An 811-nucleotide genomic window follows, 5' to 3' on the forward strand; every position below is an offset into this window, starting at 1 on the left:
CCCGCCCTCCGTCGCCACCGCGAAGCCGGCGCCGTCGCGCGCGATGCCGGTGACATCGACGCCGCTGGCGAGGCGCGCGCCGGCCCGCCTGGCCAGCGCCAGCAAGGCCGCCGTGCCGCGCAGCGGGTCGATCTGCCCTTCGGCGGGGCAGAAGGCGGCGCCGAGGAAGCGCGGCGCGAGATAGGGGGCGAGGTCCCGCAATTCGTTCGCGCCGAGCACATGCGTCTCGATGCCCGCGCCGCGCTCGACCGCGGTCTTGCCGCGCAGCCAGTCGAACTCGGCCTCGGTCTCGGCGAGCATCAGCCCGCCTTCGGTGCGGATGCCGCAGCTCTCGCCGGCCTCGCGCGCGATCTCCTTCCACAGATCGATGGACCGCGGCCCGAGCGGCAGCGTCGCGGCGGCCGGCCCCGCGGTGCCGAGCGCTTCCGCCTTGTCGCCGAAATCATAGGGCAGCAGCTGCACATGCAGGCTGCCGGCATTGGCGGTGCTGGCGGCGAGGCCCGGTTCGGAGCGGTCGGCCACCAGCACGTCCACGCCCTCGCGCGCGAGGTAGAGCGCGGTGGACAGGCCGAGCACGCCGCCGCCGATCACCAGCACGTCGCAGGCGCGGTTCTCGGGCGCGAGCGGCGCGGCGGGGCTGCGCCAGGCGATGGCGGCGGGGGCTTCGATGACCGGCGCCTCGATCTCCGGCTCCGGCACTTCGTGCATCAGCGCGGCGGCGGGGATGGGGCGGATGGGCGCGCGCGGCGCGGCGAAGGCGGCTTCGGCGGCCGGCGCAGATCGGGAGAGCACACGACTGGACTCCAGACAC

General features: G+C 75.7%; 1 protein-coding gene. It reads right to left on the reverse strand.

Annotation, left to right across the window (positions count from 1 at the left end; genetic code table 11):
• Nucleotides 1-792: FAD-dependent oxidoreductase (locus HW577_RS25860; RefSeq protein ID WP_198378937.1), on the reverse strand; the 792-nt coding region annotated here is incomplete at its 3' end.
• Between the last annotated feature and the right edge of the window lie 19 nt (nt 793-811).

Origin of the sequence: Neoroseomonas rubea (genome assembly GCF_016106015.1) — a bacterium.
Lineage (GTDB): Bacteria > Pseudomonadota > Alphaproteobacteria > Acetobacterales > Acetobacteraceae > Neoroseomonas > Neoroseomonas rubea.